This window comes from Streptomyces sp. NBC_01214 (assembly GCF_026340975.1).
In the GTDB taxonomy this organism is placed as follows: Bacteria; Actinomycetota; Actinomycetes; order Streptomycetales; family Streptomycetaceae; genus Streptomyces.
On sequence record NZ_JAPEOS010000002.1, the window covers coordinates 1,947,890 to 1,961,937 of the forward strand.

The window sequence follows — 14,048 nt, forward strand, 5'->3', positions numbered from 1 at the left end:
GCGCGTACGTCATCGCGCACATCGCGCAACCCCTCCCTGGCCGCTGCCGAGGGCGCCGCTGCCCACGCGGCCGCCCTCCTTCGCGAAGGTGGAGTAGACGTCGGGGAGCATGGTTAGAAGTCCCAACCTTCCTCGTCGGCCTGGACGGTCGTGTCGGCCGTGGAGGCGAAGGACTCGCCCGCCATGCCCGCCGCCAGGGTGGTCCCGTCCGCCGGGTCGATCAGCAGGAAGGACCCGGTGCGGCGCGAGTCGGCGTACGCGTCGAGCGCGAGGGGCTCGGCGGTACGGACGACGACGCGGCCGATGTCGTTGGCCACCAGCTGCCCGGGGTCCGGGTGCTGGGACAGGTCGTCCAGGGTCAGCCGCGAGGGGATCTCCTTGACGATCGCCTTGACCGTGCGCGTGGTGTGCTTGAGCAGCACCCGGGCGCCGACGGCCAGCGGCTGGTCGGCCACGTGGCAGACCGTCGCCTCGACGTCCTGCGTGGTGGCCGGCGCGTTCGCGGACGGCGCGATCAGGTCGCCGCGCGAGATGTCGATGTCGTCCCTCAGCCGCAGCGTCACCGACTGCGGGGCCCAGGCGATGTCCACGCTCTCGCCGAGCGCGTCGATGCCCTCGATGACCGAGGTCCGGCCCGACGGCAGGACGGTCACGGCCTCGCCGACGCGCAGCACGCCGGAGGCGATCTGGCCCGCGTAGCCGCGGTAGTCGGGGTGCTCGGCGGACTGCGGACGGATCACGTACTGCACCGGGAAACGCGCCGGGCAGGCGGTGAGGTCGTGGCTGACCGGGACGGTCTCCAGGTGCTCCAGCACCGTGGGGCCGCCGTACCAGTCCATGTTGGCGGACGCGTCGACCACGTTGTCGCCGGCCAGGGCCGAGATCGGGATCGCGGTGATCTCCGGGACGCCGAGGTCGGAGGCGTACGCGGTGAACTCCTCGGCGATGGCCGCGAAGACCGACTCCTGGTAGCCCACCAGGTCCATCTTGTTGACGGCCAGGACCACGTGCGGGACGCGCAGCAGCGCGGCCACGGCCGCGTGCCGGCGGGTCTGCTCGATCACGCCGTTGCGGGCGTCGACGAGGACCACGGCCAGGTCGGCGGTGGAGGCGCCGGTGACCATGTTCCGGGTGTACTGCACGTGCCCGGGGGTGTCCGCGAGGATGAACCGGCGGCGCGCGGTGGCGAAGTAGCGGTACGCGACGTCGATGGTGATGCCCTGCTCCCGCTCGGCCCGCAGGCCGTCGGTCAGCAGCGCGAGGTCGGGGGCCTCCTGGCCGCGCTGGGCGGAGACGGCCTCGACGGCCTCCATCTGGTCGGTCAGGACCGACTTGGAGTCGTGCAGCAGCCGGCCCACCAGGGTGGACTTGCCGTCGTCGACGGAACCTGCGGTCGCGAAGCGCAGCAGGGTGGTCGCTGCGAGGTCGGCCAGATGGGCGACCTGATCGGTGGTGCTGCTCATGTCTAGAAGTACCCTTCGCGCTTGCGGTCTTCCATCGCGGCCTCGGACATCTTGTCGTCGGCGCGGGTCGCGCCCCGCTCGGTGAGGCGGGAGACGGCGATCTCGGCGATCACGGCGTCGAGCGTGGCGGCGTCGGAGTCGACGGCGCCGGTGCAGGACATGTCACCGACGGTCCGGTAGCGGATGAGACGCGTCTCGGGCGTCTCGCCCTCCTTCGGGCCGCCCCACTCGCCGGCCGTCAGCCACATGCCGCTCCGCAGGAACACCTCGCGCTCGTGGGCGAAGTAGATCTCCGGCAGCTCGATGCCCTCGCGGGCGATGTACTGCCAGACGTCCAGCTCGGTCCAGTTCGAGAGCGGGAAGACCCGCACGTGCTCGCCGGGGGCGTGGCGGCCGTTGTAGAGCTGCCACAGCTCGGGGCGCTGGCGGCGCGGGTCCCACTGCGAGAACTCGTCGCGGAGGCTGAACACCCGCTCCTTGGCGCGGGCCTTCTCCTCGTCGCGGCGGCCGCCACCGAAGACGGCGTCGAACTTCAGGCTCTGGATCGCCTCGGTCAGCGGCACGGTCTGCAGCGGGTTGCGGGTGCCGTCCGGACGCTCGCGCAGCTTGCCCGCGTCGATGTACTCCTGGACGGAGGCCACGTGCAGGCGCAGGCCGTGCCGGGCGACCGTGCGGTCCCGGTACTCCAGCACCTCGGGGAAGTTGTGGCCCGTGTCGACGTGCAGCAGCGTGAACGGCACCGGCGCCGGCGCGAACGCCTTCAGCGCCAGGTGCAGCATGACGATGGAGTCCTTGCCGCCGGAGAACAGGATCACCGGCTTCTCGAACTCGCCCGCCACCTCACGGAAGATGTGCACGGCCTCGGACTCGAGGGCGTCGAGGTGCGACAGCGCGTAGGGCGCATCCGTCTCGTCGTGGACGTGTGCGACGGTCGTCGTCATGCCAGACCCCTCTCGGTGAGCAGCGCGTGCAGGGCCGAAGCCGACTCCTGCACGGACTGCGTGTGCGACTCGATCCGCAGGTCCGGGGAGTCCGGCGCCTCGTACGGGTCGTCGACCCCGGTCAGACCGGAGATCTCGCCCGCCGCCTGCTTGGCGTACAGGCCCTTGACGTCACGCTCCGAGCAGACCTCGACCGGGGTGGCCACGTGGACCTCCAGGTACGAGGTGCCCTCGGCGGCGTGCCGCCCCCGGACGGCCTCACGGCTGTCCGCGAACGGTGCGATCACCGGCACCAGCGCCTTGACCCCGTTGCTCGCGAGGAGCTCGGCGACGAAGCCGATCCGCTGCACGTTGGTGTGCCGGTCCTCGCGGGTGAAGCCCAGGCCCGCGGAGAGGAACGCGCGGATCTCGTCCCCGTCGAGCACCTCCACCCGGTGGCCCTCGGCGCGCAGCCGCTCGGCCAGCGCGTAGGCGATGGTGGTCTTGCCCGCGCTCGGCAGCCCGGTCAGCCACACGGTGGCGCCCTGGTCGCTCACGCTCATCTGCTCTGTCTCCGTACGTTCTTCGACAAGTTCTTCGACGGTCGTCATCAGCCGTGCAGTCCGCACTCGGTCTTGCCCCGCCCGGCCCACCGGCCGGCCCGCGCGTCCTCGCCCTCGGCGACGCGCCGGGTGCATGGGGCGCAGCCGACGGAGGCGTAGCCGTCCATCAGCAGCGGGTTGGTGAGCACGCCGTGCTCGGCGACGTACGCCTCCACGTCGTCCTGGGTCCAGCGCGCGATCGGGGAGACCTTGACCTTCTGCCGCTTCTCGTCCCAGCCGACCACCGGGGTGTTCGCCCGGGTCGGGGACTCGTCGCGGCGCAGGCCCGTCGCCCACGCGGTGTACCCGGTCAGGCCCTCTTCCAGCGGCTTGACCTTGCGCAGTGCGCAGCACAGGTCGGGGTCCCGGTCGTGCAGCTTCGGCCCGTACGCGGCGTCCTGCTCGGCGACGCTCTGACGCGGGGTCAGCGTGATGACGTTGACGTCCATCACGGCCTCGACCGCGTCACGGGTGCCGATGGTCTCCTCGAAGTGGTAGCCCGTGTCGAGGAAGACCACGTCCACACCGGGGAGGACCCGCGAGGCCAGGTGCGCGACGACCGCGTCCTCCATGGAGGAGGTCACGGCGAACTCCTTGCCGAAGGTGTCGACCGCCCAGCGCAGGATGTCCAGCGCCGAAGCGTCCTCCAGGTCCCGGCCCGCACGCTCGGCCAGGTCTTTGAGCGTCGCAGCCTTGAGTGCCGCAGCCTCGGGCTCTCCGGTCGTGAGACCTGCGTCTTGAGTGGTGGTCATATCCCGTCCCCTCCCGCTGAATCCGACGGAACGCCCCGGGCCAGCAGCCCGAGGTACTTCAGCTGGAAGGCCCGGTTGCAGGCCCTGCATTCCCACGCGCCGTGCCCCGTCTCGTTGGGGAACAGGTCCTCGTCGCCGCAGTAGGGGCAGTAGAACGGTGCGGCGCGCTCGCTCACGAGAGGCTCTTCTCGTCCGCGCGGGCGACCCACGCCGCGAAGCGCTCGCCGTCCTCGCGCTGCTCCTCGTAGTGCTTGACGACCCGCTCGACGTAGTCGGGCAGACCGGCCGAGGTGACCTTGAGGCCGCGGACCTTGCGGCCGAAGCCGGCCTCCAGGCCGAGGGCGCCGCCCAGGTGGACCTGGTAGCCCTCCACCTGGTTGCCGTCGTCGTCCAGGACCAGCTGCCCCTTGAGACCGATGTCCGCCACCTGGATACGGGCGCAGGCGTTCGGGCAGCCGTTGATGTTGATGGTGAGCGGCTCGGCGAAGTCCGGCAGGCGGCGCTCCAGCTCGTCGATCAGCGAGGCGCCGCGCGCCTTCGTCTCGACGATGGCCAGCTTGCAGAACTCGATGCCGGTGCAGGCCATCGTGCCGCGGCGGAACGGGGACGGCTTGACCCGCAGGTCCAGCGCCTCCAGCGCCCCGACCAGCGAATCGACCTGGTCGGCCTCGACGTCGAGCACGATCATCTTCTGCTCGGCCGTGGTGCGCAGGCGGCCGGAGCCGTGCTGCTGGGCCACGTCCGCGATCTTGGTGAGGGTGGCGCCGTCCACGCGGCCGACGCGGGGCGCGAAGCCGACGTAGAACGTGCCGTCCTTCTGCTGGTGGACGCCCACGTGGTCGCGCCACTGGCCGCTCGGCTGCGCGGGCGCGGGGCCGTCGGTCAGCTTGCGCTTCAGGTACTCGTCCTCCAGGACCTGGCGGAACTTGGCCGGGCCCCAGTCGGCGACGAGGAACTTCAGGCGGGCGCGGTTGCGCAGCCGGCGGTAGCCGTAGTCGCGGAAGATCGAGATGACGCCCTCGTAGACGTCCGGGACCTCGTCGAGCGAGACCCAGGTGCCCAGGCGCACACCCAGCTTGGGGTTGGTGGACAGGCCGCCGCCGACCCAGACGTCGAAGCCGGGACCGTGCTCGGGGTGCTCCACGCCCACGAACGCGATGTCGTTGATCTCGTGCGCCACGTCGAGCAGCGGCGAGCCGGAGATCGCGGACTTGAACTTGCGGGGCAGGTTGGAGAAGTCCTTGTTGCCGACGATGCGGCGGTAGATCTCGTCGATGGCGGGGGTGCCGTCGATGATCTCGTCCTGGGCGATGCCGGCGACGGGCGAGCCGAGGATGACGCGGGGCGTGTCACCGCAGGCCTCGGTGGTGGACAGGCCCACGGCCTCCAGCCGGCGCCAGATCTCCGGGACGTCCTCGATCCGGATCCAGTGGTACTGCACGTTCTGGCGGTCGGTGAGGTCGGCGGTGCCGCGCGCGAACTCCTGCGAGATCTCGCCGATCACGCGGAGCTGCTCGGTGGTCAGCCGGCCGCCGTCGATGCGGACGCGCAGCATGAAGTACTCGTCGTCCAGCTCCTCCGGCTCCAAGATCGCGGTCTTGCCGCCGTCGATCCCGGGCTTGCGCTGGGTGTAGAGCCCCCACCAGCGCATGCGGCCGCGCAGGTCGTTGGGGTCGATCGAGTCGAAGCCGCGCTTGGAGTAGATCGTCTCAATGCGTGTCCGCACGTTGAGACCGTCGTCGTCCTTCTTGAACTGCTCGTTGCCGTTGAGGGGCGTGTGGTGTCCGACGGCCCACTGGCCCTCGCCGCGGTGACGGCCGGTCTTGCGGCGCGCGGCGGCTGCGGCTGCGGGCGTTTCGGGGGTGGCGGCCATGGCGGTACGTCCTTCTTCGGCGGCTCGAGGCAAGGGCAGGGGGAGGCAGCGGCGCTCCCCTGCGGGCTCGGCGGCTCCGAGCGGGTGTGGCTGATTCCCGCTCCGCGCCGGGGTTGCCGGCGGGCAGGGCGGTACTACGGCCTCAGGGGGCTAGCGGGTGATCGGCGCGTCCGCGGCGGCGGGGACGACGGCGATGTGCGGCGTGGCTGGTTCCGTCAGCGCGCCGGACAGATGGCGCTGGACATGCGGCCGAGGTCGACGTGCCGCCGACTCACCAAGGCAATTCCAGCTCCATTCATGGCGGAAGCGTGTCATGTGCCGATTGGAGGAGTCCACTACTGTCCACGATCCGGACGAACTCGTCCCGCATGATGGGACGACGTGACGGGGGTCACGTGCCGAAGCCGGCGGGAGCGCTGCCTCCGTGCCCGCCTGCGGCGCCGCTGCGGGGGCTCTGCCCCCGAACCCCCGCGCCTCGAACGCCGGCGAGGCTGGAAAGTCCGGCGAGGCTGGAAAATACAGCCTCGCCGGCGGAGCCGGGCCTCAGGCTTACGCGCCGGGCCAGGGGCCGGGGGTCGGGGTGTCCACCTTGGACTCCGTCTCCGTCTTGAAGACCTTGAAGCCGCGCCGCTCGTAGTTGCTCATCGCCGTCGGGCCGTCCTGGCTACAGGTGTGCACCCACACCCGCCGCGTCGGCTCCCGCTCCGGCCAGCGCTCCGCGAGGGACCACGCGCGGGCGACGCCCACCGACAGCAGGTGCCCGCCGATGCGGCGGCCGCGGAAGTCGGGGAGGAGGCCGAAGTACATGATCTCCACCACGCCGTCGTCCTGCGGGTCGAGCTCCACGTACCCGGCCGGCGTGCCCCGGTCGTACGCGACCCAGGTCTCCACCCCCGGCCGGTCCAGCTGCTCCACCCACTGCGCGCGGGTCAGGGAGAGCCGGTCCGTCCAGTGGATGTCGCCGCCCACCGAGGCGTAGAGGAAGCGGCTGAACTCGGGGGAGGGGACCTCCGCCCGTGCGATGGATATCTCCGGGCCCGTCGGAGCCGCCGGGACGAGGTCCGCCGGAGAGGTCATCTCCAGCGACCAGGTGGTGAGAGTGATGGTGCTCATGCAGCTCAGGGAATCATGCCGGGCCCCGTGCGGCCCAGGCGGGCCCGGACCACCGCGGGCGCGGTCGAGTGCGGGAGCAGCGCGGCCGGGTCCTCGGGGCGGATCAGCTCCACCTCCACGTCCTCCGCGAACCGGTACGGCCGGTGGGTGAGGACGCCCGCGAGGTGGCGGCGTACGCGGGACAGCTCCGCGCGGACCGTCACCGTGCGCGTCGGATCCCCGAACAGCTCGCCGGCCAGCTCCGCCGCCGAGCGCCCCCGCGGGCTCTGCGCCAGCAGGAACAGCAGCTCCGCGTGGCGCGGGCTCAGCTCCTGCGACCAGCTCCCGGAGGGTCCGTACACCGTCACCGACCAGCATCCCGCCCGGCTGAGGTCAAGGACGATCCGGGTCACCGCCGTGCTGTGCCGGTCCTGGGTGACCCGCAACAGCCAGCCGCCGGGCAGCGGCTCCACCACGCACTCCCCGAGCCGCGGTACCCACACCCGGCCCGGTCCGAAGTCCTTCGGCAGCGGGATCCGCTCCGCCGGGGCCAGCCCCGTCACCGCCGCCGTCCAGCCGTTGGCGTCCACGGCCAGGGCCCGCCCCGGCAGCCGGGCCAGCAGCGGGGCCGCCACCGTCCGCAGCCGCTCCAGCGACTCCAGGTGCCGCAGCCGCAGCTCCCGCTCCGCGAGCCGGGCCACCGAGCTCACCCACGCCAGCGTCGCCGGGTGCATGGTGGCCAGCGGACCGCTGACGTCGACCACGCCCAGCAGCCGCCCGTCGCGCGGATCCCGTACGGGCGCCCCGGCGCAGGTCCAGTCGTGGTGGCTGGAGACGAAGTGCTCAGCCGAGAACACCTGCACCGGGCGCCGGGCCACCAGGGCGGTGCCCACCCCGTTCGTGCCGACGACGGCCTCGTCCCAGTCCGCCCCGACCGCGAAGCCGAGCCGGTCGGCCTTGCGCAGGATGGAGGAGTGGCCCTCGCGCCACAGCAGCCGTCCGTCCGCGTCGGCGACGACCATGATGTGCAGGGCCTCGTCCAGGGCCGGCAGCAGCCCCTCGCGCAGCACCGGCAGGACCTCCCGCAACGGCGACACGTGCCGCCGTTCCTCGGTCTCGGTGGCCGACAGCACCCGCGAGCGCGCGTCCCGGTCCGGGTGCACCCCGCCGGCCAGCATCCGGCGCCAGGACTCCGCGATCTCCGGCCGGGGCGCGGCCGGGGGCCGGTCCCCGGCCAGAGCCGCCGCCCGCACGCCCTTGAGCAGACGTGCCGCGGCCCGCGCGTCCATGGCCGAGATGCGTGCCGCATCGACCGTGCTGCCTGTGGTGTCGGCCACCGGAACCTCCCCGTGCGAACAGGACGTACGACGCGAGCCGCCCGGGCGGTCCGCGCGTGCCGCTTCCCCCGGCACCCCGGCGGACGGCTGCCGACTCCAAAGGTTGCAACGGTATGCAACTCTCGCCAAGTCCCGGTCGGTCGACCGAAACTGTCCGGACGCCGCAGAGCGGCGTGCCGGCTCCTCCTCGGGGCTTCGGATCAGGGGTGGTGCCGAGTCGGCGCGGCGCCACCCCTGTACCGGTGATGGGCCCGGATCTCGGCTGGGAGCGGTTTGGGGACCGCCGTGGAGCCCGACGGGGGCTCTCTCCTAGCCCGCGATCCGCGCCCGTTCCACCACCGCGCGCAGGTCCAGGCTGTGCGGCAGCGTGCCAAAGGCCGCGCCCCAGTCACCGCCCAGCCGCGAGGCGCAGAAGGCGTCCGCGACCTCCGGCGGGGCCCACCGCACCAGCAACGATCCCTGGAGCACCAGCGCCATGCGCTCGACCACGCGGCGGGCGCGCGCCTCGATGCCCTCCAGATCGGCGAGATCCGTCAGCAGGTCCTTGATGGCCGAGTCCAGCCGGTGGTCGGCGCCCCGGGCCAGGCCGACCTCCTGGAGGAAGGCGTTCAGCGCCTGCGGCTCGCGCTGGAGGGCGCGCAGTACGTCCAGCGCCTGCACGTTGCCCGAGCCCTCCCAGATGGAGTTCAGCGGGGATTCGCGCAGCAGTCTGGGCAGTCCCGACTCCTCTACGTAGCCGTTGCCCCCCAGACATTCCAGAGCCTCCGCCACCATCGGCGTACAGCGCTTGGTCACCCAGTACTTGGCGGCGGGCACGGCGAGGCGCAGGAAGGCCTTCTCCTGCTCGGTCGCGGCGTCGTTGGCGGCCGCCAGGCGCAGGGTCAAGGTGGTGGCGGCCTCCGACTCCAGGGCGAGATCGGCGAGCACGTTGCGCATCAGCGGCTGGTCGATGAGCGGTGCTCCGAAAGCAGAGCGGTGCTCCGCGTGGTGCACCGCCTGCGTCAGGGCCTGCCGCATCAGCGAGGCCGAGCCGATGACGCAGTCCAGCCGGGTCGCCGCGACCATCTCGATGATGGTCCGCACCCCGCGGCCCTCCTCACCGACCCGCCGCGCCCACGTCCCGTCGAACTCCACCTCGCTCGACGCGTTCGACTTGTTGCCCAGCTTGTCCTTCAGCCGCTGGATCGCGAAGACGTTGCGCGTACCGTCCGGCAGCACCCGCGGCACCAGGAAGCACGTCAGCCCGCCCGGGGCCTGCGCCAGCACCAGGAAGCCGTCGCACATCGGCGCCGAGCAGAACCACTTGTGCCCGGTCAACAGGTATTCGCCGGACGCGTCCAGCGGTACCGCGGCCGTCGTGTTCGCCCGTACGTCGCTGCCGCCCTGCTTCTCCGTCATCCCCATGCCGAAGAGGACGCCGCCCTTCTCGGCGGCCGGCCGCAGCCCCTGCTCGTACACGTGCGAGGTCAGCCGCGGCTCCCATTCCGCGGCCAGCTCCGGATCGGCGCGCAGCGCCGGCACGGCGGCGTGCGTCATCGAGATCGGGCAGCCGTGCCCCGCCTCGGCCTGCGACCAGATGAAGAAACCGGCGGCCCGGCGCAGATGGCCGGCCGGACGCCCCCAGGCGTCGGTGAGCCCGGACGTCACGGCGTGCCCGAGCAGCCGGTGCCAGGACGGGTGGAAATCGACCTCGTCGATCCGGTTCCCGTACCGGTCGTGCGTCCTCAACTTGGGCGGATTCTCGTTCGACTGCACACCCCATTCCTGGGCCTGCGCGGAACCGGCCGCCCGACCGAGGTCGGTGAGCTCCTGCCTTACCTCGCCGAGGAGTTCGGGATCCGCGGAGGCGAGGTGACGCTCGACGCCCTCGGTGAGGGCCCGATCGCCGCCGTAGACGTCGTACCCCACCAGGGGCGGGGCCTGGTTGCTGACTGTGTGGGTGGTGGCTGCCATGCGGATACCGTAAGGACGTGCAGCCAGCAAAAGAAACACCCGAGCGGATCCCAGGACGGCTCCACCGGGCCCGCGCCCTCTACCGCAACGTCTCGATGCGGAAGATGGGCTGGCTGCTACTGAAGGACACCGTCAACTCGTGCATCGAGTACCGGATCCTCGGGCTCGCGGCCGAGGCGGCGTTCTTCACGCTGCTCTCGCTGCCCCCGCTCTTCCTGGGCCTGCTCGGTCTGCTCGGCTACGTGGACGGCTGGACGGACACCCGTACGGTGGAAAGCATCGAGGAGAACATCCTGGCGGCGGTCGGCACGGTCCTGTCCGACCGGGGCGTCAACGACATCGCGCGGCCCCTGCTCGACGACGTCACCCGCAGCGGCCGACCCGACCTGATCTCGCTCGGTTTCGCCTTCGCCCTGTGGTCGGGATCGCGCGCCGTCAACGTCTTCATCGACACCATCACCGTGATGTACGGGCTCGACGGCCAGCGCGGCATCGTCAAGACCAGGCTGCTGGCCTTCCTGCTCTACATCATCGCCCTGCTGATCGGCGCGATCGTGCTGCCGCTGATGGTGGTGGGGCCGGACGCGGTCGTCCGGTTGGTGCCCTGGGGCACCGAAGTGATCGCGGTCCTGTACTGGCCGACCGTGACCCTGCTGTCCATCGCCTTCCTCACGACGCTCTACCACGTGTCCGTGCCCGTGCGCTCGCCGTGGATCGAGGACGTGCCCGGGGCACTGGTGGCCCTCGCCATGTGGGTGCTGGGCTCGTTCCTGCTGCGGATCTACCTCACCAACACGGTGGAGGGGCCGACGATCTACGGGTCACTGGCCGCGCCCGTGGCCGTGCTCCTGTGGATCGGCATCTCGGCCTTCGCGGTGCTGGTCGGGGCCGCCGTCAACGCCGCGATCGACCGGGTCTGGCCCTCCGTGGCCACGGCGGCGGCGCGCGAGGCGAACGAGCGGGCCCGGGAGGCGGAGGCCGCCCAGCTGATCGCGCGGGCCGCCGCCTGGCGGGCGATGGCGGAGGGCGAGTCGGAGGACGACGAGGACGACGGGATGCCGTCGGAGTTCCCGGAGCGGTGGTCGAAGTTCTTGCCGCCCGAGGACTACCACTCCCGGCTGCGCAAGCACTGAGGGGCCGCGGGACGGCGGGGAAACGCTACGCCGGGCCCTTCACGCCCCAGGCGGTGAGCAGGCCGGGGGAGAGCGCGGCGCAGTCCGGCGAGTCCAGGTAGCGGATCGCCGCGTCGATCGCCGCGTCGTCGACCAGCCCGGTGGCCGTCATGGGCCCCCGCGCGCGTTCCCACGTACCGGCCCAGAACCGGCTGATGGGGCTGCCGGGCAGCAGCGGGGGGACGAGGATCTCGGCCCCCACGGACAGCAGACCGGCCTCCCGCAGGTGCTCGGGATACTCCGGTACCCAGGAGACGTCGGTGCCCAGGCTGTCCCCGAGCCCCTGCCACATCGCCCGCATCACCCGCCCGTACGTGGTCGTCGGCGCGGCGGGGGTGGTCAGGTCGACCGCGTCGCCGAGGACCAGGACACCGCCCGGGGCGACCAGGGAGGCGAGCTTGCCGATCATCCGCGGCCAGTTCCGCAGGTGCATCAGCACGAACCGGGCGTGCACCAGCTGGAACCGTCCCGGACTGAAGTCCAGGGCGGTGACGTCCGCCTCCAGCGGAGTGAGCCCGGGCGCCGGGTGCGCCCTGAGGAACGCCGTGTCCCGGTCGACGGCGAGGACCTCCGAGACCCCGGCCCGCTCCAGCAGGAGCCGGGCGACCGTGCCCGTGCCCGCGCCCACGTCCAGGCAGCGCCAGCCCGGCCCGGCACCCAGCGCGCGCAGCCGTGCCAGCGTGAAGTCGTCGTAGGCGAGCGCGCCGAGGTCGATGCGGTCGTCCTCGCCCGCCAGCTCCGGCCGGAACACCGCCTCGCCGTAGCGGCCGCCGGCCTCCGCCTCGGGACGCGGCGGCGGGTCGTCGTCGGGCAGGTTCACGTCCGGACCTCTTCACGGGGGCGGGGAAAGGGGATGCGGCGGACGCGGCGGATGCGGCCCGCATCGGTCGCATCCGCCGGCCCCACCGATCCTCCACCGGCGCCCTCCCGCCCCACCGAGGCGCGCCGGGCCTGATCCGAAAGAGACGCCCGGTCCGTAACCTGGAGCGGTGTACGAGGAAGCGGTGTCCGGGGCCGTCCCCGGAGCCGTGCGGTGGCGCGCCACCGCGGGCGGCGGCTCGATGGCGCTGCCCGACGGCTGCACGGACCTGCTGTGGGTCGACGGGCGGCTGCTGGTGGCCGGACCCGACACCGGGCCGCATCCGGCCGGGGAGGTCCCCGGCGGCGCCTTCGCGGGGATCCGGCGCGCGCCGGGCACTGCGCCCGCGCGGTCCGGCGGGCGTCCGCCCTGGTCGAGGGGTACGGGGACGAGGGGTACGGGGACGTGCGCGCGAGACTCGAGGCACTGGCCCGCGCCCGCGCCGCCGATGCCGGTGCCGGTGCGCCCGACCTGCTGACCGCCGAGGTCGTGGCCCGGCGCCGCGCGGGGGAGGCGGTGGCCGCGATCGCCCGCGCCGTCGGCCCAGGGGGTGTCTTGCCGGTCAGGCCGGGCTCGCGGGCCCCGGCACCGCGCCTTGCCGCGCTGTCCTCGGTCGGCGACGCTCCGCGTCGCCTCCCTCGTCCGCCTCGCGATGCTTCCCCTCGGCCCTGCGGGCCTGGGGAGACCCCATGGCACCGGACACCGCTCCCTGATCCGGCCCGACCGACACGACACCTCCTCAGGGAGCGGCAGCTGCACCGGCGCTCGCTGGACGCCTTCGGGTACGGCCCCCGGACGCCCGGCCGCATCCTGCGGCTGCGCCGCGCCCCGGCCCCGGCCCGCGGGGGCCTGCCGTACGCCGACTTCGCCTGCGTCGCCGGGTACGCCGACCAGGCGCACCTCGCCCGTGAGACCCTGCGGGCCTACGCGGCCGGAGCCGACGGGGCGAAGAGCGAGACCCCGCAGCCGTCCGGGTCGAGGACGACGGCGTAGCGCTGGCCCCAGAAGGCGTCCCAGGGCTTCAGGTGTCCGGTGTGCCCGGCGGCGGTCAGTTCGGCGTAGAGCGCGTCCACTTCGGCGGGGGAGTCGCACAGGAAGGCCAGGTCCCGGCGGCCGTCGCCGGTGGGCGGGGTCCACGACGGGTCGAAGGAGCGGACGGTGTCCTCCGTGTCCCACGCGATCCGCAGGCCCCCGGGCAGGACGGCCTCCACGTGCGGCAGGCCGTCGGCCTCGGCCGGGACGTCCAGCCCGAGGCGGCGGTAGAAGGCGAGCGAGGCGGCCATGTCGGAGACCACCATGCCGATGAGGTCGAATCGAGGAGTCATGGCAACAGGCTAGGCGGGCACCGGGCGGCCGTCTTGAACGCATCGGACACCGGCCGCGCCGTGTCACGCCCCGGCATCAGCGCGGCCGGCGCGCCGCCACCACCGCGCAGGCGACCGCGAGCGGCAGCTCCGCGCCCGCCGCCAGCAGCAGCGCCATCCCCTGACCACCGGTCCCGGCCGAGGTCGTGACGTCGAACCAGGCGTCCATCACCAGCAGCGCGGCCGTCGCCGCCGCGACCGGGGACGCGCGGGGATCCCGCCGGCGCAGCAGCGCCCCGGTGCCGGTCAGCCCGGCGGCCAGCATCAGGTCCAGGCCGATCCACGCGGTGGACCAGTTGGAGACCTCGCTGGTCTGCGGCATCGTCTTCGCCAGCACCACGACCCAGGGCAGTAACACCAGGCCGGCGCCGGTGAGCACGGTGGCCGTAAGGGGGGCGCGGGACGTGCGTGCTGCGCGGAGGATGCGGGCGGCGCGGGGAGCTCGCGGGGTGCGCCAGGCGCGGGCCTGCGGGGTGACGAGGGCCATGACGAGGATCTCCTTCCGGCCCGGCGGTCCGTCCCCGGGCACACCACCAGCCTCGTCGGCCGGGCCCGCGGAATCAGTAGCCCCATGATCCGGATCGGGGGTGGCACCAGGTACACCCCCGTACGGGTGCCCGCGTGATGGCATGCCCCTGATCAGTGCGATTACCGTACGGAC

The 14,048-nt window shown here is 72.8% G+C and carries 15 protein-coding genes and 1 pseudogene; 3 read left to right on the top strand and 13 right to left on the bottom strand.

All coding sequences use genetic code 11. The features are described 5' to 3' along the window. Nucleotides 1–113: 113 nt before the first annotated feature. The 10 genes from OG594_RS33615 to OG594_RS33655 all read right to left on the bottom strand — a co-directional run bounded on the left by OG594_RS33615 (nucleotide 114) and on the right by OG594_RS33655 (nucleotide 9,992). Nucleotides 114–1,463, bottom strand: a complete 1,350-nt coding sequence (locus OG594_RS33615; protein WP_266606148.1) for a sulfate adenylyltransferase subunit 1 — start codon at nucleotides 1,461–1,463, stop codon at nucleotides 114–116. Nucleotides 1,464–1,465: 2 nt separating this feature from the next. Beyond that, the gene (cysD, locus tag OG594_RS33620) at nucleotides 1,466–2,404 is read right to left on the bottom strand and encodes a sulfate adenylyltransferase subunit CysD (protein WP_266606149.1); all 939 of its coding nucleotides are present in this window, start codon (nucleotides 2,402–2,404) and stop codon (nucleotides 1,466–1,468) included. Continuing rightward, entirely contained in the window at nucleotides 2,401–2,946 is a 546-nt protein-coding gene (gene cysC, locus OG594_RS33625; RefSeq protein ID WP_266606150.1) for an adenylyl-sulfate kinase, read from the bottom strand. The genes cysD and cysC overlap by 4 nt, the downstream gene beginning before the upstream one ends. Before the next feature lie 47 nt (nucleotides 2,947–2,993). After that, nucleotides 2,994–3,737 (bottom strand): phosphoadenylyl-sulfate reductase, encoded by a 744-nt coding sequence (locus tag OG594_RS33630; RefSeq protein WP_266606151.1) that lies wholly within the window; start codon nucleotides 3,735–3,737, stop codon nucleotides 2,994–2,996. Next, nucleotides 3,734–3,913 (bottom strand): hypothetical protein, encoded by a 180-nt coding sequence (locus OG594_RS33635; RefSeq protein WP_266606152.1) that lies wholly within the window; start codon nucleotides 3,911–3,913, stop codon nucleotides 3,734–3,736. Before OG594_RS33635 ends, OG594_RS33630 begins: the two co-directional genes overlap by 4 nt. Continuing rightward, entirely contained in the window at nucleotides 3,910–5,610 is a 1,701-nt protein-coding gene (locus OG594_RS33640; RefSeq protein ID WP_266606153.1) for a nitrite/sulfite reductase, read from the bottom strand. The genes OG594_RS33635 and OG594_RS33640 overlap by 4 nt, the downstream gene beginning before the upstream one ends. A gap of 215 nt (nucleotides 5,611–5,825) precedes the next feature. Beyond that, nucleotides 5,826–5,909: a putative leader peptide gene (locus OG594_RS47175; RefSeq protein ID WP_312847410.1), complete on the bottom strand. Its 84-nt coding sequence runs from the start codon at nucleotides 5,907–5,909 to the stop codon at nucleotides 5,826–5,828. Between the two features lie 250 nt (nucleotides 5,910–6,159). After that, nucleotides 6,160–6,723: a GNAT family N-acetyltransferase gene (locus tag OG594_RS33645; RefSeq protein WP_266606154.1), complete on the bottom strand. Its 564-nt coding sequence runs from the start codon at nucleotides 6,721–6,723 to the stop codon at nucleotides 6,160–6,162. Between the two features lie 5 nt (nucleotides 6,724–6,728). Next, entirely contained in the window at nucleotides 6,729–7,991 is a 1,263-nt protein-coding gene (locus tag OG594_RS33650; protein WP_266606681.1) for a GAF domain-containing protein, read from the bottom strand. Nucleotides 7,992–8,348: 357 nt separating this feature from the next. Beyond that, nucleotides 8,349–9,992 carry an acyl-CoA dehydrogenase family protein gene (locus OG594_RS33655; RefSeq protein WP_266606155.1) on the bottom strand — a complete coding sequence of 548 codons (1,644 nt, stop codon included), beginning with the start codon at nucleotides 9,990–9,992 and terminating at the stop codon, nucleotides 8,349–8,351. A gap of 17 nt (nucleotides 9,993–10,009) precedes the next feature. On the opposite strand from OG594_RS33655, the gene OG594_RS33660 reads away from it, so the two are divergent. Next, entirely contained in the window at nucleotides 10,010–11,125 is a 1,116-nt protein-coding gene (locus OG594_RS33660; protein WP_030011916.1) for a YihY/virulence factor BrkB family protein, read from the top strand. A gap of 25 nt (nucleotides 11,126–11,150) precedes the next feature. On the opposite strand, the gene OG594_RS33665 is transcribed toward OG594_RS33660, so the two are convergent. After that, the gene (locus OG594_RS33665) at nucleotides 11,151–11,984 is read right to left on the bottom strand and encodes a class I SAM-dependent methyltransferase (RefSeq protein WP_266606156.1); all 834 of its coding nucleotides are present in this window, start codon (nucleotides 11,982–11,984) and stop codon (nucleotides 11,151–11,153) included. Between the two features lie 241 nt (nucleotides 11,985–12,225). Between OG594_RS33665 and OG594_RS33670 the strand changes: the two are divergent. Both OG594_RS33670 and OG594_RS33675 read left to right on the top strand, forming a co-directional pair. Further along, nucleotides 12,226–12,372 (top strand): annotated as a pseudogene (locus OG594_RS33670) (AraC family transcriptional regulator); the annotation flags it as partial. A gap of 56 nt (nucleotides 12,373–12,428) precedes the next feature. Continuing rightward, nucleotides 12,429–13,016, top strand: coding sequence for a hypothetical protein (locus OG594_RS33675; protein ID WP_266606157.1), 588 nt, complete (start codon nucleotides 12,429–12,431; stop codon nucleotides 13,014–13,016). On the opposite strand, the gene OG594_RS33680 is transcribed toward OG594_RS33675, so the two are convergent. Both OG594_RS33680 and OG594_RS33685 read right to left on the bottom strand, forming a co-directional pair. Further along, nucleotides 12,947–13,348, bottom strand: a complete 402-nt coding sequence (locus tag OG594_RS33680) for a VOC family protein (RefSeq protein WP_266606158.1) — start codon at nucleotides 13,346–13,348, stop codon at nucleotides 12,947–12,949. The genes OG594_RS33675 and OG594_RS33680 overlap by 70 nt on opposite strands. Before the next feature lie 76 nt (nucleotides 13,349–13,424). After that, nucleotides 13,425–13,916 (bottom strand): LPXTG cell wall anchor domain-containing protein, encoded by a 492-nt coding sequence (locus OG594_RS33685; RefSeq protein ID WP_266606159.1) that lies wholly within the window; start codon nucleotides 13,914–13,916, stop codon nucleotides 13,425–13,427. Between the last annotated feature and the right edge of the window lie 132 nt (nucleotides 13,917–14,048).

Coding starts and splice junctions, on each gene's coding strand:
- OG594_RS33615 (WP_266606148.1), bottom strand. CDS start 1,463: ATGAGCAGCACCACCGATCAGGTCGCCCATCTGGCCGACCTCGCAGCG.
- cysD (WP_266606149.1), bottom strand. CDS start 2,404: ATGACGACGACCGTCGCACACGTCCACGACGAGACGGATGCGCCCTAC.
- cysC (WP_266606150.1), bottom strand. CDS start 2,946: ATGAGCGTGAGCGACCAGGGCGCCACCGTGTGGCTGACCGGGCTGCCG.
- OG594_RS33630 (WP_266606151.1), bottom strand. CDS start 3,737: ATGACCACCACTCAAGACGCAGGTCTCACGACCGGAGAGCCCGAGGCT.
- OG594_RS33640 (WP_266606153.1), bottom strand. CDS start 5,610: ATGGCCGCCACCCCCGAAACGCCCGCAGCCGCAGCCGCCGCGCGCCGC.
- OG594_RS47175 (WP_312847410.1), bottom strand. CDS start 5,909: ATGAATGGAGCTGGAATTGCCTTGGTGAGTCGGCGGCACGTCGACCTC.
- OG594_RS33645 (WP_266606154.1), bottom strand. CDS start 6,723: ATGAGCACCATCACTCTCACCACCTGGTCGCTGGAGATGACCTCTCCG.
- OG594_RS33650 (WP_266606681.1), bottom strand. CDS start 7,991: ATGGACGCGCGGGCCGCGGCACGTCTGCTCAAGGGCGTGCGGGCGGCG.
- OG594_RS33655 (WP_266606155.1), bottom strand. CDS start 9,992: ATGGCAGCCACCACCCACACAGTCAGCAACCAGGCCCCGCCCCTGGTG.
- OG594_RS33680 (WP_266606158.1), bottom strand. CDS start 13,348: ATGACTCCTCGATTCGACCTCATCGGCATGGTGGTCTCCGACATGGCC.